The following is a 20308-nucleotide window of genomic DNA, read 5'->3' on the forward strand; positions in this document are numbered from 1 at the left end:
AGGACGACCGAGCATGACCGACATCCCACCCCATCTCGACGACCGGCTCGAGCCGATCACCCTCCGCACCGGTTTCTTCTGGATACCGGGCGAGCAGATCCCCACCCCGCACGGCACCCTTCCGCGCGGACCGCTCTACGTCGAGTGGCTGGCACCCGCGGAGGTCACCCGCCCCCACCCGCTCGTCCTGGTCCACGGTGGCGGCGGCCAGGGCACCGACTGGCTCGGCACCCCGGACGGCCGACCGGGCTGGGCCTACGACCTCGTACGCGCCGGATACGCGGTGTACGTCGTCGACCGGCCCGGCCACGGCCGCTCGCCGCACCACCCGGACGGACTGGGGCCGGTGGCCCCGCCGCTGCCACTGGAGTTCGCGAGCTTCCTGTTCGCGCCCCCGGAAGCCGCCGGGTCCCACACCCAGTGGCCCTGGGACCGCACCTTCGACGGCCCCGAGTTCCAGCAGCTCACCTCGGCGATGGGCTTCTTCCTGGCCGACTTCGCCGAGGGCCAGCGACTGGACGGGGAGCGCATCGCGGCCCTGCTGGACCGGATCGGCCCGGCGGTGCTCATCACCCACTCCGCGGGCAGCCCGGCCGGCTGGCTCGCCGCGAACCGACGTCCCGACCTGGTCGAGGCCATCGTCGCGATCGAACCGATGGGACCGCCGTACGCCGACTTCCCCGGCCTCGGCGAGATCACCTATGGCCTGACGTACGCCGAGCTCACCACCGAGCCGGCCATCGACTCCCCCGACCGGCTGAAGGCCGACCCCGCGGGCCATCGCATCCCCGGCCTCAGCGGCACCCCGGTCGCCGTCGTCACCGGCAGCGCGTCCGGCAGCGCCGCCCAGTCCCCGCCCCTGGTCGACTTCCTGCGCACGGTGGGCGCGGACGCCGAACTGCTCCCGCTGGCCGACGCCGGCATCGTCGGCAACGGCCACGGGCTGATCCTGGAGGCCAACTCCGCCGAGACGGTCAAGCCGGTCATCGCCTGGCTGGACGGACTGGAGAGCTCACGATGACGACGACCACGCAGGAACACACCAACCTGCCGGACGAGGTGGTGCGCCTCCTGACCGAGGTGGTCGGTGCGGACGCCGTCCTGCTGACCGACGCCGAACGCGACACCTACCGCGACCCGTACTGGTTCCAGGGCGACCGCACCTACGACTCCTCCGCCGTCGTTCTCCCCACCTCGACCGACCAGGTGCGCGACGTCGTACGGATCGCGAACGAGTACCGCATCCCCGTGTGGACCTCCTCCCAGGGCCGCAACAACGGCTACGGCGGCCCGTCGCCCCGCGTCCGAGGCTCCCTCCTGATCAGCTTCCGCCGGATGAACCGGGTCCTGGAGATCAACCGCGAACTGGCGTACGCCGTCGTGGAGCCCGGGGTGCGCTGGTTCGACCTGTACGACGCCCTGGAGGCCTCCGGCAACGGCGGCCTGTGGTGTTCGATCCCGGACCTCGGGTGGGGGAGTGTCATCGGCAACTCCCTGGACAACGGGGTCACCTACGGCCCGAACGGCTCGGACTTCCAGAAGCTCTGCGGAATGGAGGTCGTCCTGGCCGACGGGGAGCTGCTGCGCACCGGCATGGGGGCGGTCCCCGGCAACCCGTCCTGGCACGTCTACCAGCGTGGCCTCGGCCCCGTCCTCGACCCGCTGTTCATCCAGTCCAACTACGGCATCGTGACGCGCGCGGGCGTGTGGCTCCAGCGCCGCCCGGAGGCGTACGCGCCGCTCTACCTGAGCATCCCCCGGGACGACCAGCTCGCCCAGGCCGTCGACATCATCCGCGAACTCCGCCTCGACGGAGTGATCCGCGGGGTGCCGAACCTGCAGAACACCATCACCATGGCCGCCCAGTTCCCCGAGCTGCTGGGGGAGTTCATGGGCGCCGAGGGACCGGCGAGCGAGGAGGCCCTGGACGGCCTCGCCGCCCGCACCGGCATCGGACGCTGGGGGTTGCGCACCGCGCTGTGGGGCGACGGGCCCGTCGTCGACCACCACCTGCGCCGCATCCGCGAGGCGTGGGCGGCCATCGACGGCTCGCGCGTCGACCACCACCGCACCTTCCTGCGCCACGAGTGGGGCGAGCTGACCACCTTCATGGAGAAGGTCCAGGCCGGCATCCCGAGCATGGACCTGATGGAGGTCGTTCCGGAGTTCGTCGGCCACATCGGCTTCTCGCCGGTCGTCCCGCTCACCGGTGGCGAGGTGCGCCGCGTCGTGGACGTGATCCATCGGCTGGTCACCGACCGGGCCGGAACGAACTTCGTCTGCGCGATCTTCCCGATCAACGACCGCAGCGCCATCGTCGTCAGCAGCATCAGCTTCGACACACGCGACGAGAAGCAGGTACGCGCGGCGGTGGACACCGCGAAGATGCTGGTGAGCGAGGTGGGGGCGCTCGGATACGGCGAGTACCGCGCGCACCTGGACTTCATGGACATGGCGGCCGACCAGTACTCCTTCAACGACCACGCCTACCGCCGCTTCGTCGAGCGGATCAAGGACGCGGTCGACCCGAACGGGATCCTCTCGCCGGGCCGGCACGGTGTGTGGCCCTCCGCCCGCCGGGCAGTCGGCGCGATCGACGGAAAGGCCGGCCAGTGACCGTGATCAAGGAAGTGAGCGGCCTCGTCGCCGTCGTCACCGGCGGCGCGTCGGGCATCGGCAAGGGCATCGCGCAACGGCTGGTGGCGGGCGGTGCCCATGTGGTGATCGCCGACATCGAGCAGGATGCGCTGGACGTCGCGGCCGAGGAGATCGGGGCGGTGGGAGTGCGGACCGACGTCTCCGACGCCGCGAGCGTGCGGACGCTGGCCGATCAGGTCGTCGACCGGTTCGGCAAGGTGCACCTGGTGTTCAACAACGCCGGTGTGGCCCCGGAGTCACGCATCGCGGACATGACCCTCGAGGACTGGAAGTGGATCCTCGATGTCAACCTCGACGGTGTCATCCACGGCGTGCACGCGTTCCTGCCGCTCCTCAAGCAGCACGGCGAGCCGGCGTACATCGTGAACACGTCCTCCATGGGCGGCTTCGTCGCCGACATGCCCGGCCTCGGGGCGTACGCCACGACCAAGTTCGCGATCATGGGCCTCACCGAGGCGCTGGCGCAGGAGCTGCGGCGGGAGAACTCGACCGTGGGCGCCGCGGTCCTCGCGCCGGGAACGGTCCGCAGCAACATCGCCCGGTCGCTGCGTACCAGGCCCGCGGGGGCGGCGAACAGCGCCTTCGTCCAGAACGACATCTCCGACGACCCGGAACTGGCCGAGCTGCGCTGGCTGGACCCGGTGGAGGTGGGCGACGTCGTACTGGCGGCCCTGGCCCGTGGTGAGACCCATATCGTCACGCATCCGGAGTGGTATCCGATGGTGGGCGAGCGAGCGGCGAGGATCGAGGCCGCGTTCGAACGAGGGGCGGCGCTGACCTAGCACGAGCGAGAACACGTCCGAGGCCCCGGCTCAAGCGAGCCGGGGCCTCATTCACGTCGGCCATGAACCTCGGTGACAACTGGGTGACGAAGGTCAGCCGCGATCCGCGAGATGCCGCAGCTTCTCCGGCCAGATCCCGTGCCGGCCCGGCGACAGGATGCCGTTCGGATCCACCGCGTCCTTGATCGTCTCGCAGAACCGCCGGTACGCGTGGTCGTTGAAGGAGTACTGCGCGGACGCCAGATCCATGAAGTCCAGGTGCGCGCGGTACTCACCGTACCCGCGCCGCCCCGCCTCCGCCACGAGCACCTTCAGCGCGTCGTAGGCACGACGGCACTGCTCCGCGTCCCGATAGTCGTAGTTGAGCCCGGTGACGTACAGCGCCGTCCGCTCATTGATGATCAGCAGCCCTCCGGCCACATTGACCCCGACCTGCTCCCTGACGATCCGGTCGAAGAGGTCCACGACCTCCCGCACATCGCTGCCGACCAGCGGAATCGCGGGGGAGAAGCCGATATGGGCGACCCCCTCCGGAATGGCGTCGAGCAGATCGAGCCCGGGCAGACCCCCCTGGCACTTGTCGGGGATCGAGCGGATCTCGTCGTACTCCTGCGGCCCGTACGTCCGTGCGAAGAGCACCTGCCCGCCGGGAACCTCGCTCCACGCCGCCCGGATCTTCGCCAACTGGTGCTCCACGACGGGGCCGTCCCCCCACAGCGCCCCGCGCAGCGCCCACCGGCCGAGCCCGGTGGCATCGGCCATCTCGTTCAGGGTCTCCTCGCTGAAGGCACCGTCGGCACCCGCGAAGCGGCCCATCACGTCCGGGAACTGGGCCGCAAGCGTCACGGTGTTGTACATGCTCGGCACCCCGCGCAGCGTGCCGTCGAGGCGGAGCCGGCGGATGATGTCGATGGCCTGCTCCAGGTGCTCGTCCCGCGGCACCGTCAGGAAGAAGGGGGCGTACGCCTCCGGGCGCGGCATCAGCCAGTAACCCATCCGCGTCACGATGCCGAAGTTGGACTGCACGAACAGGCCGTCGAGTACCGGTCCGAGGCCGCGCTTGTAGGTGTGCCAGGACTTGTTGTCCGGGATGGCACCCATGCCCGTACGCAGCAACTCGCCGTTCGCCAGCACGACTTCCATCCCGCACGGAGCCATGAAGTCGGCGCCGTAGGGCTGGTACGTGATCCCGCAGTCGAGGGAGTTGCCGATGACGCTGCCCCAGCCGAGGTCGGGGACGGTCACCATCAGATCCTCGTTCCCGGACTCCTTCAGCGCGTCGTACAGGTCGATCCAGCGCACGCCCGGTTCCACCACCGCGTACGCCAGATCGCGGTTGATCTCCAGGACACGGTTCATCCGGGTCAGGCTGACCACCACGGTCGCCTTCAGGCGGGGCGAGGAGCCGCCGTAGCCGTAGTTGCGGCCCTGCGAGGAGGTCCAGATCGGCACCCCGAACTCGTTCGCGATCCGGACGACCGCCTGGACCTCCTCGGCGCTGCGCGGGAGCAGGACTGCGGCGGGGTCGTACGTGTCGTCGTCGCGGTGCCAGTACTTGTCGCGGTACTGCTCGTGGAAGCGGCCCTCACCGAGGACGACACCGTCCTCGCCGAGCACGTCGACGAAGCGCCGCAGTGCCTTCTCGCTGAGGTAGGTGGAGTCGTCGACGGCGTCCGTGTTCGTGTCGGTGCTCATCGCGCGGCCTCCACCACGGTCTCGGTGCCGTCGGCGGGCGGGGCGGCCGGCGGCCAGGTGGCCGCGGCCTCCTCCAGCACCGAGCGCATGGAGCGAGGCGCTCGCCCGGCCAGGATCTGGACGGCGTCGCTGAGGGACGACATGTGGCCGAGGCGGATCGCCCGGCTGAAGGAGACCATGTCGTCGCTGTTCCACGGGATCGGGGAGCCGGCGATCGCCGCCTCGTCGTACTCCCGGGGCACGCCCATGGAGTCGAAGACGGCGTACTGCTCCTCGTCGCTGATCGGAACGTACGCGATGTCGGCGCCGCTGATCTCGGCGATCAGGGCACAGACCTGACGGTAGGACAGTTCCTCCGGGCCGGTGATCTCGTAGGCCCGGTCGTCCTCGCCGCGTCCGAGGAGCGCGCCGACGGCAGACGCGGCGCAGTCCTCCCTGGAGACGAACCCGACCGTGCCCTCCCCCCAGGCGCCGACCATGCTGCCCATGGCGACGGCGCCCGGCGCGATGAAGTGGGCCACCGCCTGCGCGTACTGGGCGTCCCGCAGGGCGTTCCAGCGCAGCCCCGACTCGCGGAGTATCTCCTCGGTCGCGCGGTGCTCCAGACAGACGACGGCGTCGTTGTCCGCGGTACCGGCGCCGACGATCGAGGTGTAGGCGAGGTACCGCACCCCGGCGCGCCGGGCCGCGTCGATCGCGTTGCGGTGGAGACCGATTCTCGTACCGACCTGGGCGGTGGACACCAGCAGCATCCGCTCCGCCCCCTTGAAGGCCGCTTCGAGGCCGGCCGGATCGGCGAAGTCGGCGTACCGCACGTGGACGCCACGGTCGGCGAAGGACTGGAGCTTGCCGGGTGCCCGCGTCGTCAGGATGACCTGGTCGGCGGGGACCGACTCCAGCAGCAGCTCCGCTGCGGTCTGGGCCAGCCCTCCGCTGGCACCGGTGATGAGGTACACGTGCACTCCTTTGGCGCTCGCCGACCCGGCCCGCCCGGGTGGTGCTCGCCCACCGTACTCTTTGTATGACGAGACGACAATCACGCTCGGGTTCGGGTATTCCAGCGGATCCCCCTGGTCCACCCGTCGAACATCGAGCAAATTCGAGGCGATTCACCTCTGGACGCCGGTTTCGGCGACGCGCTACCGTCTGCCTCGCTCAAGACATTGTATGACCAGACGACAATCATTCGATCTGGGATACGTCTGGATCCCGTCTGGAATCAGTCACCCAAGTCAGGAGGGGTCAGTGCCGACCCACCCGCTCACAGCTGAGCCGGAAGCCGTGCTGACGGTCGACGGCCTACGCAAGCACTTCGGCCCGACGATCGCCCTCCAGGACGCCGCACTCCGTCTGTTCCCGGGCGAGGTGCACGCCCTCGTGGGGGAGAACGGCTCGGGGAAGAGCACGCTGGTCAAGATCCTCAGCGGGGTACACCGCCCCGACACCGGCTCCATCACGGTCGGCGGACGGCCCTTCGCCCCGCGCACCCCGGCGCAGGCCCTGCGCGCGGGCATCGACACGGTGTTCCAGGAGGTGCTCGGCGTCGAGAACCGGTCCGTCCTTGACAATCTGTGGCTCGGCGCGGACCGCCTGCTGCGCCCCGTGACCCGTGACGCCGGCCGCCGTGCCAGGGCGGCGGACATCCTCGCCGCGCTGCTCGTCACGCCGCCCGAGCTGGACGCTCCCTTCGGCTCGCTCCAGCTCAGCGACCGCCAGGCCTGCGGCATCGCCCGGTCGCTGCTGCGTGACCCCAAGGTGCTCGTCCTCGACGAGGCGACCTCCGCCCTCGACCACGACACCCGCACCCGCCTGTTCGCGCTGGTGAGGCAACGGGCGGCGCTGGGCATGAGCATCGTCCTCATCACCCACCGGATGGACGAGATCCGGGAGATCGGTGACCGCGTCACCGTGCTCCGGTCGGGCCGCACGGTGGGCACCCTCGGCGCCAACTGGGCGCACGACGAGATGATCCGGCTGATGACCGGTGGCACGCACCTGGTGCGGGACACGGCCCGCGCGGTTCCCGCCGCCACCGCCACCGCCACCGATTCGGCCACCGCCACCGATTCCGCCATCGAGGCACCCCCGGTCGTCCTCAAGGTCACCGGCTCACGGCTGCGGCCGGACACCGAGCCGTGCCGGGCGCAGTTGCGCCGGGGCGAGATCGTCGGGCTGGCCGGCCTGGAGGGCCACGGCCAGGACGACTTCCTCCGCCTCCTCGTCGGCCACGGCGACACCGACGGCGTCGTACGCATCGAGGGAGACCGGGAACACCGGGTGACCGACCCCGGCAAGGCACGGGACCTGGGCATCGCGTACGTGGCGCGGGACCGGCGCGGGGAGTCGATCCTGCCGTGGATGTCCATCCTGGACAACTTCGCCATCGCCACCGCCGAACAGGACGTCAGGAAAGGGCTGCTGTCCGAGCGCGCCGCCGAGACGCGGTTCCGCCACTACGTGGAGCGGCTCGGCATCCGGTTCGGCCGTACGTCGGACGCGATCACCACGCTGAGCGGCGGCAACCAGCAGAAGGTCGTCATCGCCCGCTGGCTGGCCGCCGACCCCGACGTCCTGCTGCTCAACGACCCGACGAGGGGAATCGACGTGGGAGCCAAACGCGACCTCTACCGCCTGCTGCGCGAGTTGGCCGGGCAGGGGCTGACCGTCGTCATGCTGTCCTCGGAGGTCGACGAGCACGTCGAGCTGATGGACCGCGTCCTGGTGTTCCGGGAAGGTTCGCTCGCCACGGAACTCACCCGGGGAGAGCTGAACAGGGAACGGCTCGTCGACGCCTTCTTCGGCGGAGCGGCGGTGGCCGCGTGAGCACCGTCGACCACGCCTCCCGCACCTCCGCACCGAAGCCCGACCGGACAGCCCGGCACACGGCCCCCGCACCCCGGCGCACGCTCCGATCCCTGTTCGCACGCCACACCTACCTCTTCGCGGTTCTCCTGGCGGCCACGCTCCTCATCGCCAACCTCGTCCTGCAACCCCGCTTCGGAGCCACCTCCCAACTGGCCGCCCTGGCCCCGCTCGGCATCGCCGCCATGGCGAGCGTGCCCTCGATCATGAGCGGACGCGGCGGTATCGATCTGTCGGTCAGCCCGCTGATGACGCTGAGCGGTCTCCTCTACGCGACCCAACTCCAGCCGGCCGGCCTCGGCGGGTATGTCGCCCTGCCCGTCCTCATGGCGGTGGGCGCGCTGGTCGGAACCCTCACCGGTCTGCTCATCGTCCTGGGCCGACTTCAGCCCATCGTCGTCACCCTCGCCATGTTCTTCGTACTCACCGGCGTCGACCTCAAACTGTCGCCCAGCCCCACCACCATCTCCGGCTCCTGGATGGCCGGCTTCGCGGGGTCGATGGGACCGGTCCCGGGCGGCCTCCTCGCGCTGGCCGTCCCGGCCGCCCTCTGGCTGCTGGTCACCAGACTGACGACGTACGGCAGCCAGCTGCGCTCCGTGGGCGGCAACGACGTCACGGCGTTCACCAGCGGAGTACCCGTCGGCGCGGTGCGCGTCCTCGCCTACTCCCTGGGCGGTGCCATGGCGGCGGTAGGAGGCCTGGTCCTCATCGGGCTGGCGTCCACGGCCGAGGCCGGCACGAGCACCTCCTACACGCTCATCGCGATCGCCGCCGTCTCCCTCGGTGGCATCCCCCTGCAGGGCGGGGGCGGCGGAATCGCCAACGCGCTCGCGGGCGCCGCCGCCATCTACCTGCTGCAGAGCCTCCTCGGAGTGCTCCAGGTGCCGCAGACATGGCTCCAGGTGATCTACGGCGTCCTGCTCATCGGCGCAGTGCTCTTCGGAGCCGTCGCGGCACGAGAACTGAAGGAAAGGCGATGATGACCACGCAGCAAGGCTCGCTCGACAGGGCCCCCCTCGCCCCCGTCGGCGACATCCCGGCACCGGTGGCCGCGCAAGGGCCTTCGGTCGGACAGCGGCTCCTCTCCCTCCAGCGACGGTTCCCGCTCGTCCAGCTCCTGCTCACCGTGGCCGTTCTCGTCTGGGGCGCGGCCGTCATGCCGGGGTTCCTCGAACCGACGAGCATGCGCTCGGTCCTGGTGCTCTGTGCGCTCACCGGCCTCGCCTCGATCGGACAGACCCTCGTCGTACTGATCAGGGGGATCGACCTGTCCCTCGCCGGGTTCATCGTGGCCGGCGCGGTGACCGTCACCCAGTTCGGCGACATCCCCGGAGTGCCGCTGCCCGTCATGCTCGCCGTCGCCGTCGCCTGCGGCGCCGCCATGGGCGGTCTCGTCGGCTATCTGTGCCACCGCTTCGGCATCCACCCGATCATCGTCACCCTCGCCGCGGGCTCGATCGCCGTCGGCGTGACCTCCGTCCTCAGCGGCGGCGGCACCGGAGAGGGCGCCCCCGGCTGGGTGAGCCGGCTGAGCGCCCCCACGGCGTCGACCCTCGGTGTCCCCGTGCCCCCCGTGGTGGTCGTCTGGGCACTCGCGCTCGCCGTCGTCTCCGTGGTGCTGCACCGCACCCGCCCCGGCCGGCGACTGCTGGCCACCGGCGCGAGTCCGGTGGCCGCGGACCTCGCTCACATCAGCACCCGGAAGGTCTGGGTCACGGTGTACGCCATCGCGGCGGCCCTCGCGATCCTCGCCGGCGTCGTCCTGGCGGGCTTCGCGGGGAACGTCGACAACCGGCTGGGGAACCCCTACCTGTTCCAGAGCATCGCCGCGGTCGTCCTCGGCGGTACGGCGTTCGGCGGTCCAGGCAGCTACACCCGCACCACCGTCGGCGTCCTGCTGCTCACCGCGGTCTCCACCGTGCTCGTCGGCCTGGGCTTCCAGGAAGCCGACCAGCAGATCCTCAACGGCGTCGTGATCCTCGCCGCGATGGCGGTCTACGGCCGCGAGCGCAGGCTCCGCGACCAGGTCTGACCTCTCCCCTTCCCTGCCCCCTCTCTCCTCTTCGCCCTCCTCATCCTCTGTTTCAGAAAGGCTCTCCATGAACAGATCCAGCTACCGGCACGCCCGCAGAAGCGTCGTGGCGTCGTCCACCGGGATCGTCCTCACGGCCCTGCTCGCCGGCTGTGGCGGGGCGGGCGGCACGGTCGCCTCCGGGGCGACCGACACCCAGGGGAAGGCGTCCGCCGGCTGCGGCGAGGTGCCGACCATCGCGCCCAAGGACCCCGACGGCGCTGTCAAGGCCCTGCCCGCGGAGCTTCAGAAGGCCTACAACGCCTACGGCGAGGACGTGTTCGCGAGCGCCTGGCGGGACAAGAAGAAGCTGAACCGCGCCGCGAAGGTCGGCTTCTCGTATCTGCCGGCCTCGAACGCGTTCGCCGCGTCCGTCGTCAAGCAGATGGACGTGAGCTTCGCCGCCGCCAAGGCCAAGGGGCTGGTTCAGGGCAAACTCGTCAAGCGCATCATGACCGACCCGGCAACCATGACCCCGGCCGAGCAGATCCGCGGCTACAACGAGCTGGTCGACTCCGGTGTCGACATCATCTACGTCACGCCCCTCTCCGGCGACGCGATGGTCTCCGCGGTCGACGCGGCCGGCAAGAAGGGCGTGGTGACGGTCGCGCTCTCCTCCACCATCCGTTCCAAGTACGCCGTGAACGTGGCGGAGAACTCCTACCTCAACGTCGCCCGGCCGGCCGCCCTCGTCGCGAAGCAACTCGACGGCAAGGGCAATGTCGTCGTCGTCCGCGGCTTCCAGGGACTGTCGACGGAGAAGATCGGCTACCAGGCCGTCAAGGACGTGCTGGCCGCATGCCCCGACATGAAGGTGCTCGGCGAGGTCAACGGCGCCTTCGTGCCGCCCGTGGCCAAGGCCGAGCTGCTGAAGTTCCTCTCCAGCCACCCACAGAAAATCGACATGGTGGCGCAGCTCGGCGTCATGGGCTCCGGCGTCTACGCGGCCTTCGACTCGACCGGACGGAAGGTCCCCAAAGTGGTGGACGCCGGGGCGTCCGCCTCGTCGCTGGCCTCCTGGAAGAAGCTGGAGGCGGCCGACGGCTATGAGACCGCCGGTACGGGCGGCAACGGCACGCAGGAGACGAAGGCCTGGTTCTCCGTCGGGATGATGGTGATGGGGGGAGAGGGCCCGAAGGTCGGCACGATCACCCGCGAGCCGTCGTTGATCACCAAGGCGAACCTGGCCGACTATCTGCCCAAGGGCGCGAAGCCGAGCGATCTAGGAGAGGTCGAGGACGGCGAGGCGTGGATGCCGCAGGCGTACCTCGACAAGTTCTTCGACCACCCCGCCGGCCCCGCGACGAACTGAGGACCGGGGCCGTATGAGCGTGTCATCGAGGAGCAGCCGCCGGCAGCGGGCCGGCGGCCTGCTCGCCGGCCGGACCGCCCTGGTCACCGGCGCCGCCTCGGGCATCGGGCTGGCCACGGTGAGCCGCTTCGCCGACGAGGGGGCGCGGGTCCTGGCCGTGGACCTGGATGCCGAAGGGACGGCCCGGGCGGTGACCGGGATCGAGGGGGCGATCCCGGTCGGCGCCGACGTACGGGACAGCGGTCAGGTGGACGCCGCGTACGAACGCGCTCTCACCGAGTTCGGACGACTCGACATCGCGGTGAACGCGGCAGGCATCTCGGGCGCCCAGGCCGACATCTGCGATCTCACCGACGAGGACTTCGCGGAGGTCATCGCGGTCAACCTGACCGGTACGTTCTACTCCGTGCGAGCCGCCGTGCGTCTGATGCGTCGCAACTCCCCGCCGGGCGGGTCCGTCGTCAATGTCTCCAGCGTGGGAGCCCTCGCCAACTTCCCTCTGCCGGCCATGTACCCGGCGTCCAAGGCCGGCGTGCTGGGGCTCACCCGTGCGGTGGCCGCGCTCGTGGCGGACGACGGGATTCGGGTCAACGCGGTGGCGCCCGGCGCGACGGACACTCCGATGCTGCCGACGGACAGGGAGATCCGCCGTGCGGTCGTCGGCCTGGGGGTGCTGCGCCGGGCCGCCTCCGCGGAGGAGATCGCGCATACGATCCTGTTCCTCGCCGGCGACGAATCGGCGTTCTACACGGGCCAGACGCTGTCACCGAACGGCGGATACGTCATGCACTGAACCGCAAGCGCGTTTTACCGCAGGCACGTGTTCTGGACCGCGCCCCCTGACTCCCGGCGGTGCGGTTCAGGCGGTGCGGCTCAGAGCGAGACGGCTCACAGTGAGGCGGTTCAGCGCGAGGCGGTGCTGAACGGCAGCCCGCTGGTGGCGGACAGCCCCTCCAGCCCCGCCCGCTTCGCCTGCTCGACGTGGTGGTTCGACGCACGCACGGCTGCCTCGGGATTGCGCGCCTCGATCGCCTCGACCATGGCGCGCAACTCCTGCACACTGCGTGCGGTGCGCCCTGGCTGGGCCAGGGAGGTGGCCCGCAACAGGCTGAGGCGGGCCTGGACACCGCCGAGCGTGGAGTGGACCGAGCGGTTGCCGCAGCCGCGCAGCAGGACGTCGTAGAACTGGCCCTTGGCCTTGAGGATCTGCAGGGTGTCACCGTCGCCGTTCGCAACTTCGGCCAGTTGTTCGAACGCGCCGCGCAGCTCCGCCACCTGGTCGTCCGACGCGACCTCGGTGAACCGGCGCACGGCGAGCGCCTCCAGGGCGGCGCGCAGTTCGTAGAGCTCCAGTGCCTCCTGGAGTGAGGGCACCACGACGACGGCGCCCTTCTGCGGGATGGTCTTGACCAGACCCTCGGCCGCCAGCTCGCGCAGAGCTTCGCGGATGGTGGTGCGCGAGACGCCGATCTCCTCGATCAGCTCACGCTCGACCAGTCGCTGACCAGGCGCGTAGTGGAAGCTGAGGATGGCCTGCCGCAGCACATCGAGCACCTGCTGACGCAGAGGTGCGGCGACCCGGCCGACCTGGGCGGCCAGATCGACGGATTCGCCGGGGCTACGGGGCGCTGAGTTGCCTGATGCGGTCACGGGATCAGGATACGGTACGGCGATCGTACAACCCAAGCGGCATCGAGCCTCCACGCCCGAGTTTCGCGGACTGACTCGGAACGTTCAACCGGGTGACACACGGCTGAGCGGCGGGCGGTCCATGCATGGCCCCGGTGTCCGGACGCTCCGTGAGGCGGTCCGCGTGATTGTATGACAGTCCGACCCGGGCGAGAAGGGCCGGGAAGGGTCGGGAAGGGAAAACGACCGTCAGCGAGCCCGCCGCCGTGGGGTGGCGACGGGCGCGCGTGGCCCTGGAAGGTGCCTGTCCATGCCCGGGCGCGCGCCCGCTCCGTGGGGTAGGGGCCGCGTCCGGCATCGAAGCCGTCGCCCGCCCTGCTACAAGCCGTCGGAACGGGGCGGGGGACGTCTTCCAACGGCAAGGAGAGGCGACATCCGGTGTCGTCAGTGGGCCGCGCGGTGCCGGTCAGACGGGCGTCAGGGCACCCGTCTGATTCCTGATGGACCCGCTCTCAGGCGGAGGTGCCCGTGACCGCGGTGCCGGACCTGGTCAGCGTGTACGTCAAGATCGCCCCGCTCCAGAAGTGGAAGGTGAGGGTCACGGGGGCGCCGTCGGTGACCTCGCCGAAGAACGCGGTCGGCAAGGTGATCGTGTCCGCGGCGTAGTCCACGGTGAAGGCCACATTGAACTGCTTGTACGTTGTCCAGGACTGCGGACCGGCGGGGCTGCCGTCGGCGTAGACGGCTTCCATGGTCGCCAGCCTGTCCCCGTTGAACGCGGTGGGGATCACCAGCGAGGTCGTCGTACCCGTCGCGCTCGTCAGGACCGGCTTGTCATAGGTGATGACGTTGACGGCCCAGGGGATTCCCTCCGTGAACCGGAGGGACAGGACGGCATTCGTACCGTGTTCCTGCGACGCGGTCAGCCGGCCGAGCGTCGCCGCCGCGATCGTCAGGGTGCTGCCGCTGACGGTGTAGTCCACGCCCCGGAGCAGTGGACGGGTGCCGACATCGATCCTCGTCAGCCTGGTGCCGTTGAGGTTCAGCGTGATCGTCGCGTCCGTCGGGGTCTTGCCCTTGGGCACGAAGAGCTGATCGGTGGACGCGGTGCCGGAGCGCCCGGTCCAGCTGGAACGTATCTGCGCGTAGAGGCTCGGGTCGTTCCATTGCATGGTGCGACGGTTGAAGCGGCTGCCGTTGTCCCACAACATCGTGGTCAGACCCCGGTAACGCGCGTAGTAGCCGAGATACTCAAGGTACTTGAGCGTCTCACCCTGTTCGACCGTGCCGGGGCCGGAGTCCCAGCCGAGCAGCCCGTACTCACCGACGACGACCGGGATCCCCTTGGCCACGAAGGACCTGTGCAGCAGGTCGAACGTGTCGGTCAGGTCCTGCTGGGTGGCCGCGTTGAAGGTCGTGTAGCCGGCGAGGTTCACGCTGAAGGGCCAGAAGCTGTAGTAGTGGATCGAGGCCACGAGGTTCGGGTCGTCGAGCGCGGCGAAGGTGGCGAGCAGGGTGTCGATCTTGGGCTGATCCGGGGTGTCCCCCAGGGTCGGCATGACAAGCAGCCGGTCGGCGTTGCGTCCGCCGGTCGCGCGCACGACGGAGTGGAAGGTCGTGTTGAGCTCGTTCATCAGAACGGCGTTCTGCTCGTCGCCGGAGCTGCCGTTGAAGAAGGGCTCGTTGATGCTTTCGAAAAGCAGTCGGCGCGGCTCGTCCCGGAAGGCGGCGGCGATCTGCTTCCAGGTGGCCGTGTACTGGGCCAGGACCGCGTCATGCTGGGTCGGCATGTTCGGCACCCACTGCCACGCGTCGCCGTGCATGTTGATCAGAACGTAGAAACCATCGGTCAGGGCCCAGTCGACCACCTGCTTGAGTCTGGCCAGGAACACCGGGTCGAGCGTGTAGGCCGGAGCCGGGCCCTCGTGCTGGCCCCAGGTGACCGGGACCCGGATGCTTTTGAAGCCCTGCGCCTTCAGCCTGCGGAAGAACGCCCGGGTCACCCGCGGGTTGCCCCACGCCGTCTCGTCGGCGCCAATGGCCTCGAAGGTGTTGCCCAGATTCCAGCCGGGCTGCATCTTCGCGACGACGTCCAGCGCGGACGCCGACGCGGCGGAACCAGTGGACCGGGCGGCGGCCTCGGCGGCCGTCGAGGTGGACAACGCCGCGATGGCGAGGGCCCCGGAGGTCGTCATGACCTGGCGGCGAGTGAAACCGGCTGAACTCGGCATAGAACTCTCCATTGAGTCGAAAGGCCTGCCTGTGTCGAAGCCGTCATAGTCGAAGCGCTTCGAAACGTCGGGGAGCCTAGCGCAACCAGGCGACGGAGAGAACGGGCTGATGCACATGGAACCTGCATCGAGTTTCGAAAGGATAGGCGTCGAAGCGCTTCCCTCAATCAGTCAGCGGGGGATCCTACGCCTTCTCCGCACCCGGCCCGCGACCGTCGCACTGGGGCTGGGAAGGTGTAGGGCCACCGCGGCCTGCGACGGCAGATGGCTGTCTGGCGAGCGCGCGGTGCGCGATGTCGGGGCGGCTGAGGTCCGGTGGTCCGGAGGCGCAGGTTCCACTGCCCACCGGGCCGGCTTTGAGGCCCACCCGGTTCTCGGGAAGGTGGTAATTACACCGGTTTCCCGGAGAGATGCCCTGATCCGGAACATGCTTGTGGGCTCCGGATGCATCCGGAGCCCACCAGCACGCTGCTGCTCAGCCGGTTACCAGCGATACCAGCGTCCCCTGCGGCCGCCCGCGCCCGCGGAGCGCATGACGAAGCCCAGCAGCCAGACGACCAGCACGATGACAGCGATCCACCACAGCGCCTTGAGCGCGAAGCCCGCGCCGAAGAGGATCAGAGCCAGCAGAAGAACGAGAAGCAGGGGAACCATAGTTATCAACCTCCGTCGCTCCTCGTGCCCGGTGAACGCGGGAACACACGGTCGATTTCCCTGGTTTCTCCATTGCTCGTGCGGGCACTGAACCCAGTCTCTCCACGGCGTTACCTCACGCCGGATCGGTTCTTCGTACGGTGCGTCGGGCTGCGCTGTACGACCCGCGTCCCGGCGAGCTGGCCCGCCGGGACGCGGGCGGCGACAGTCCCTGACCGCCTGCAGTGGTTCGGTGAAGGCACTGTCGCTGCGGGACCCGCTTGGCAGGCCAGGCGCGGTGGTGTACGTGAACCCGGCCAACTAGGCGCACGTGAGTGAGCCGTGTCTGGTCGTCGTCGTCGACGTCGCGGCCGCCGACGACGACACCGCGCTCGCCTTTCAGCAACTGCTCGCCGAACGGTGGGCAACAGCGACAACGGAGCGGATGACGCGGGACGCGGGGGGCCCGGCGTCCGGCGGCGCTGCTACCTGGACCTGCACCAGCCACTCGATTCACAAGCGGTTGCCGCCGACGCTCCTCCAGCTACTACTTCCGGATGCTGCCGGTGGGAATCTTGGCTCTCGCGCTTCCGTGCATGATCCGGGCCTTGGCGCATCGCAGTCGTCCTGGACGATTGGATGTCGGTGGTGAGCGCCGCAACGATGCGGTGCCGTGTGCACAGGAACAAGATGAACAGGAAGTGCCCGAAAACCGGCGCCCGCTCGGGAGGGGGCCAGGACACGGGCGCGGCTCCGTTGGCGGTACCGGTGGTGTGAGCATGCGAGTGAGGGTGACCCGGCAGGGGAGTGGTTGGGAAGACAGCCTCTCGGGCTATTCACCGGCCACGGTCGGTGAATAGCCCCTCTTCACGCTGTGTGCGATCTTTGCGTTGCGCCGGTTCGTCTTGCCGCGATGGGTCCGGGGCAGGCGTAATGGAAACGTCCGCCCTGTATGGAGAGAAGTCATGACGACCTCCCGCATACCGCGGCACCTGCCCGACGGTACACGCGACGTCCTGGTGGCCCGCCTGGAGCTGGAGAATGCCCAGCTACGGCACGCGGTCGGCTCCCATGCGACGGTCGACCAGGCCATCGGTGTCCTCATCGCGGCGCGCCGGCTCCCGCCGGACGCCGGGTTCGAGGTGCTGCGTGAGGTCTCGCAGCACACCAACATCAAACTGCACACGGTGGCCGAGATGGTGATCGGCCGGGCGCTGGGACGGCCGCTGCCGGAGCCAGTGCGCAGGGAGCTGGAGGAGACCGTGCAGCGCCACTCGCGGCAGGAGGACCCTCCAGGCCGGCCCGGGTAGGACGCTCCGGGGTTCAGGGCCGGCTCGAGGGTGGGGTGGCAGGTGATGAACCCGTCGACGCCGACCACCTGTAGTCGCCCAGGACCGATTCCTGCGGGGCGGCGATACGCAGTCGGCCTTCGGCGGCGCTGACGCGTCATAGACGGCGACGAGGGCATTGATACCTACCGCTGGAGTCCAGGAAGGTCACATCGCTGAGGTCCACCACGCCCCGCGGCGGCGAGCGCGGCCGCCGTGGGCAGCAGGGCTTCGCTGAACGCGTTCTCGACGAGTTGGTCGATATCGGGCCGGTCGCGGACAGTTGTGCCCAACCGTCCCGCTCGGATGCACCTGGGCCGCGACGCTGGACACATGTTTGTGCCATGTATGGCCGCATCGGGGCTTGGGGCGCGCCCAATGCGGTGGATGAAGGGAGGCCGGTGGGATCCCGTGCCGGCGACGAGGGCTGTACATCGATGCATGGCTGCCGGCCCGTTTTGCACCTTCACCGTCCCGAGGTCCCGCTCCCCCTCGCGATCGCGGGCGCTGGTGACCAGGCCGGCCTCGCGGAAGTCGGTGAGGTGCTCGGAGACCGCGCCCAGACTGCGGCCGGTGCGGCCGGTGCGGCCGGTCGGCTGGGTCGTGGTGGTGGGGGAGGCGGTGTAGGACAGTGGCTGGGTGCGGCTGCGACCCCCGCCGGGTCCCGCCGGGTCCCGCCGGGTCCCGCCGGGTCCCGACGGTCTCCAGGGGCGATTGATGGTCGCGATGGACGTCGCTTCATGCGCCGAGTCGGGCCGTCAGGCCGTCGAGGACCCGGTCCAACCCGTACGCGAAGTCGCCGTCGCGGATCTGCTGGGGGTGTACGTCCTGTCGGGCGGAGCTTCCCTCTCGCAGTCGCGGGTGTTGCTGAGCGGCTTCGTCGAAGGCCGGGCGCAGGTCCGCCACCCACTCCTGCTCGGTTCTGCCACTGCGAGCGATCTGTGAGAGGTACGCGGCCTCGGAGGTCGCAATCCCGACGACGTACGCAGTGAGTGTCCCCGCGGCCCGGTCCTTCTCGTCCGGGGGAAAGCCTGCCGCCTCGAACTGTGCGAGCAGCCCCGCTGCCATCCGCATGGCGTTCGGGCCGATGTGGACGAGACCGACCTGGCCCAGTTCGGGGGCGATCCAGGGGTGTCGCAGAGTCATCGCCCGCAGATCGGCGGCGATGCGGGTGACCGCCGCGCGCCACCGGGTGCGGTCGGCGGCGGCCGGTATCCGCAGCTCTCCGTAGACGTCGTCCACGACCAGCTCGATCAGCTCGTCCTTGTTGGCCACATGTCGGTAGAGGGAGGTGGCCGCGGCGTCCAAGCGGGTACCGAGCTTGCGCATGGTGAGCGCCTCGACGCCCTCCGCGTCCAGCAGCTCGATGGCTGTGGCGACGATCTGCTCACGGGTCAGGTGCTCCCGCTGCCGGGGGCGCGGACGGCTCCACACCGATGTGTGCGGCTTCCTGTCGGCTGGCATACGCCCTCGTCTCTGCGTGGTCACGCTTGTCTCCAAACTTTAGCGCACGCTGTACGCGCATTGCGTACAGCGTTCCACTCTGCGTACAGTGTTCGCGTCGGGGAATGATGTACGCATCGAATAGGGGGCGACATGTCGAAGAACGCCATGAGCTGGGACGAGCAGGGCAGCTGGAAGGTCAACGGCGAGTGGGGAAGCCGGAATTCAGCGGGCCGGAAGCTGGATCTCGCCCACTGGCAGGCCCGCCTCGACACGTTGCGCGCTGAGCATCACGTCCCGGCCGCCTCGCTGGCGCTTCTGGTCGACGGGACCGTCCACGAGCTTGCCAGTGGTGTGCTGCACCGAGGCACGGGCGTGGAGGCGACGACCGACTCGGTCTTCCAGTTGGGCTCGATCGCCAAGATCTACACGGCCACCCTGATCATGCGGCTCGCCGAAGCAGGTGAACTGGACCTGGACGCGCCGGTGGTCGACGTGCTGCCGGAGTTCTCTGTCGCCGATCCCGACGCGACCAGGGCGATCACCACGCGCCGACTGCTCAGCCACACCAGCGGCCTCACCTGCGATTTCACCTACGACAGCGGGCGGGGAGACGACTGCCTCGCCAAGTACGTCGAGGCCGCGAGGAATGTGGCCCTCGACTGCCCGCCCGGCGCCGCGATCTCCTACAGCAGCGTCGGGTACAACGTCCTCGGCCGGATCATCGAGGTGGTGACCGGCAAGGTCTGGGACGAAGCCCTGAAGGACCTGCTCCTCACACCGCTCGGTCTCTCGCACACCATGACGCTGCCTGAAGAGGCACTGCGCTTCCGTGCGGCGATGGGACACCTGGGCGAGGCGGGTCAAGACCCGGACCCGGCGCCGTCCTGGGATTTGATGCCGCGCTCCGCGGGCCCGTACGGCAGAGTCATCGCCACGGCCGGGGACGTCGCGCGGCTCGCGGGGATGCACCTCAACGGCGGCGTGGCGCAGAACGGCACACGCGTGCTGTCCGAGGAAACCGTCGCACTCATGCAGCGACGCGTCGTCGACTCCCCCGACAAGTGGACAGTGAGCGCGGACGGCTGGGGGCTGGGCTGGACCCTGTACGACTGGAACGGCGTCCAGGGCTACGGCCACGACGGCGCCTCCATCGGCCAGTACGGCTACCTGCGCGTCGTGCCGCCGGCAGGCGTCGCGGTCGTGCTGCTCACCAACGGCGGTGGTGCGCGAGAACTGTACGCGGCGCTCTACCGGGAACTCCTCGCCGATCTGGCCGGGGTGAGGATGCCGGAGCCCTTCGCCCCGCCGGCCCAGCCGCCCGTGGTCGACTTCGCGCCGCTCGTAGGCACGTACCGGCGCGAGGGCGTGGTCATCACCGTGACGGAGCGAAACGGCGTCGGCCATGCGGTGTACGAGTTCGTCGACGGCATGAAGGACTTCTCCGAGCCCTTGGAGATCGATTTGGTGCCGGTGACCGGGACGGTCTTCGCCGGCACGGGGGTGGGCGCGGCGTTCAGCGAGGACTACATGCCCGTGATCTTCTCCACGCTGGGGGACGGCACGGGCTGCGTCTACATCGGTATGCGCTGCGGTCCGAAGATCGCGTGATACGGCGTTCGTCACGTTGTCGGGTGTGGTGGTGTCTGACGGCGTGCCGG

17 protein-coding genes are annotated in these 20308 nt (G+C 69.6%); 11 read left to right on the forward strand and 6 right to left on the reverse strand.

The features are described 5' to 3' along the window. Nucleotides 1-13: 13 nt before the first annotated feature. The 3 genes from ACWCRJ_RS38855 to ACWCRJ_RS38865 are packed head-to-tail and all read left to right on the forward strand — an operon-like array spanning nucleotide 14 to nucleotide 3440. Entirely contained in the window at nucleotides 14-1021 is a 1008-nt protein-coding gene (locus ACWCRJ_RS38855; protein ID WP_450943718.1) for an alpha/beta fold hydrolase, read from the forward strand. Continuing rightward, entirely contained in the window at nucleotides 1018-2616 is a 1599-nt protein-coding gene (locus tag ACWCRJ_RS38860) for an FAD-binding oxidoreductase (protein WP_450943719.1), read from the forward strand. Before ACWCRJ_RS38855 ends, ACWCRJ_RS38860 begins: the two co-directional genes overlap by 4 nt. Beyond that, nucleotides 2613-3440, forward strand: a complete 828-nt coding sequence (locus ACWCRJ_RS38865; protein ID WP_450943720.1) for an SDR family NAD(P)-dependent oxidoreductase — start codon at nucleotides 2613-2615, stop codon at nucleotides 3438-3440. Before ACWCRJ_RS38860 ends, ACWCRJ_RS38865 begins: the two co-directional genes overlap by 4 nt. A 93-nt stretch (nucleotides 3441-3533) precedes the next feature. Here the strand turns inward: ACWCRJ_RS38865 and ACWCRJ_RS38870 are convergent, their stop codons facing one another. Further along, nucleotides 3534-5135 (reverse strand): FAD-binding oxidoreductase, encoded by a 1602-nt coding sequence (locus ACWCRJ_RS38870; RefSeq protein WP_450943721.1) that lies wholly within the window; start codon nucleotides 5133-5135, stop codon nucleotides 3534-3536. After that, the gene (locus tag ACWCRJ_RS38875; RefSeq protein ID WP_450943722.1) at nucleotides 5132-6091 is read right to left on the reverse strand and encodes an SDR family oxidoreductase; all 960 of its coding nucleotides are present in this window, start codon (nucleotides 6089-6091) and stop codon (nucleotides 5132-5134) included. The genes ACWCRJ_RS38870 and ACWCRJ_RS38875 overlap by 4 nt, the downstream gene beginning before the upstream one ends. Nucleotides 6092-6380: 289 nt before the next feature. On the opposite strand from ACWCRJ_RS38875, the gene ACWCRJ_RS38880 reads away from it, so the two are divergent. The 5 genes from ACWCRJ_RS38880 to ACWCRJ_RS38900 all read left to right on the forward strand — a co-directional run bounded on the left by ACWCRJ_RS38880 (nucleotide 6381) and on the right by ACWCRJ_RS38900 (nucleotide 12176). Next, nucleotides 6381-7958, forward strand: coding sequence for a sugar ABC transporter ATP-binding protein (locus ACWCRJ_RS38880; protein ID WP_450943723.1), 1578 nt, complete (start codon nucleotides 6381-6383; stop codon nucleotides 7956-7958). After that, the gene (locus ACWCRJ_RS38885) at nucleotides 7955-8980 is read left to right on the forward strand and encodes an ABC transporter permease (RefSeq protein ID WP_450943724.1); all 1026 of its coding nucleotides are present in this window, start codon (nucleotides 7955-7957) and stop codon (nucleotides 8978-8980) included. The genes ACWCRJ_RS38880 and ACWCRJ_RS38885 overlap by 4 nt, the downstream gene beginning before the upstream one ends. Next, nucleotides 8980-10032 carry an ABC transporter permease gene (locus ACWCRJ_RS38890; protein ID WP_450943725.1) on the forward strand — a complete coding sequence of 351 codons (1053 nt, stop codon included), beginning with the start codon at nucleotides 8980-8982 and terminating at the stop codon, nucleotides 10030-10032. The genes ACWCRJ_RS38885 and ACWCRJ_RS38890 overlap by 1 nt, the downstream gene beginning before the upstream one ends. Before the next feature lie 67 nt (nucleotides 10033-10099). After that, the gene (locus ACWCRJ_RS38895; protein ID WP_450943726.1) at nucleotides 10100-11383 is read left to right on the forward strand and encodes a substrate-binding domain-containing protein; all 1284 of its coding nucleotides are present in this window, start codon (nucleotides 10100-10102) and stop codon (nucleotides 11381-11383) included. A 13-nt stretch (nucleotides 11384-11396) separates the two neighbouring features. Beyond that, nucleotides 11397-12176, forward strand: a complete 780-nt coding sequence (locus ACWCRJ_RS38900) for an SDR family NAD(P)-dependent oxidoreductase (protein ID WP_450943727.1) — start codon at nucleotides 11397-11399, stop codon at nucleotides 12174-12176. A 110-nt stretch (nucleotides 12177-12286) separates the two neighbouring features. On the opposite strand, the gene ACWCRJ_RS38905 is transcribed toward ACWCRJ_RS38900, so the two are convergent. The 3 genes from ACWCRJ_RS38905 to ACWCRJ_RS38915 form a co-directional block, all read right to left on the reverse strand. Beyond that, a complete protein-coding gene (locus ACWCRJ_RS38905; protein ID WP_450943728.1) occupies nucleotides 12287-13033 on the reverse strand; it encodes a GntR family transcriptional regulator in 747 nt (248 codons plus the stop codon). Between the two features lie 491 nt (nucleotides 13034-13524). Then, complete coding sequence (locus ACWCRJ_RS38910) at nucleotides 13525-15243, reverse strand: cellulase family glycosylhydrolase (protein WP_450943729.1); 1719 nt, start codon at nucleotides 15241-15243, stop codon at nucleotides 13525-13527. Between the two features lie 483 nt (nucleotides 15244-15726). Next, a complete protein-coding gene (locus tag ACWCRJ_RS38915; protein ID WP_190148394.1) occupies nucleotides 15727-15897 on the reverse strand; it encodes a hydrophobic protein in 171 nt (56 codons plus the stop codon). A 310-nt stretch (nucleotides 15898-16207) separates the two neighbouring features. On the opposite strand from ACWCRJ_RS38915, the gene ACWCRJ_RS38920 reads away from it, so the two are divergent. Together ACWCRJ_RS38920 and ACWCRJ_RS38925 are read left to right on the forward strand one after the other, a co-directional pair. Further along, complete coding sequence (locus ACWCRJ_RS38920; RefSeq protein ID WP_450943730.1) at nucleotides 16208-16528, forward strand: DUF6207 family protein; 321 nt, start codon at nucleotides 16208-16210, stop codon at nucleotides 16526-16528. A gap of 313 nt (nucleotides 16529-16841) precedes the next feature. Continuing rightward, entirely contained in the window at nucleotides 16842-17186 is a 345-nt protein-coding gene (locus tag ACWCRJ_RS38925; protein WP_450943731.1) for an ANTAR domain-containing protein, read from the forward strand. Between the two features lie 756 nt (nucleotides 17187-17942). Here ACWCRJ_RS38925 and ACWCRJ_RS38930 read toward each other — a convergent pair. After that, nucleotides 17943-18668 (reverse strand): TetR/AcrR family transcriptional regulator, encoded by a 726-nt coding sequence (locus ACWCRJ_RS38930; RefSeq protein ID WP_450943732.1) that lies wholly within the window; start codon nucleotides 18666-18668, stop codon nucleotides 17943-17945. Nucleotides 18669-18800: 132 nt separating this feature from the next. On the opposite strand from ACWCRJ_RS38930, the gene ACWCRJ_RS38935 reads away from it, so the two are divergent. Continuing rightward, nucleotides 18801-20258 carry a serine hydrolase domain-containing protein gene (locus ACWCRJ_RS38935; protein WP_450943733.1) on the forward strand — a complete coding sequence of 486 codons (1458 nt, stop codon included), beginning with the start codon at nucleotides 18801-18803 and terminating at the stop codon, nucleotides 20256-20258. Nucleotides 20259-20308: the final 50 nt, after the last annotated feature.

The organism is Streptomyces sp. NPDC002324, assembly GCF_053593335.1.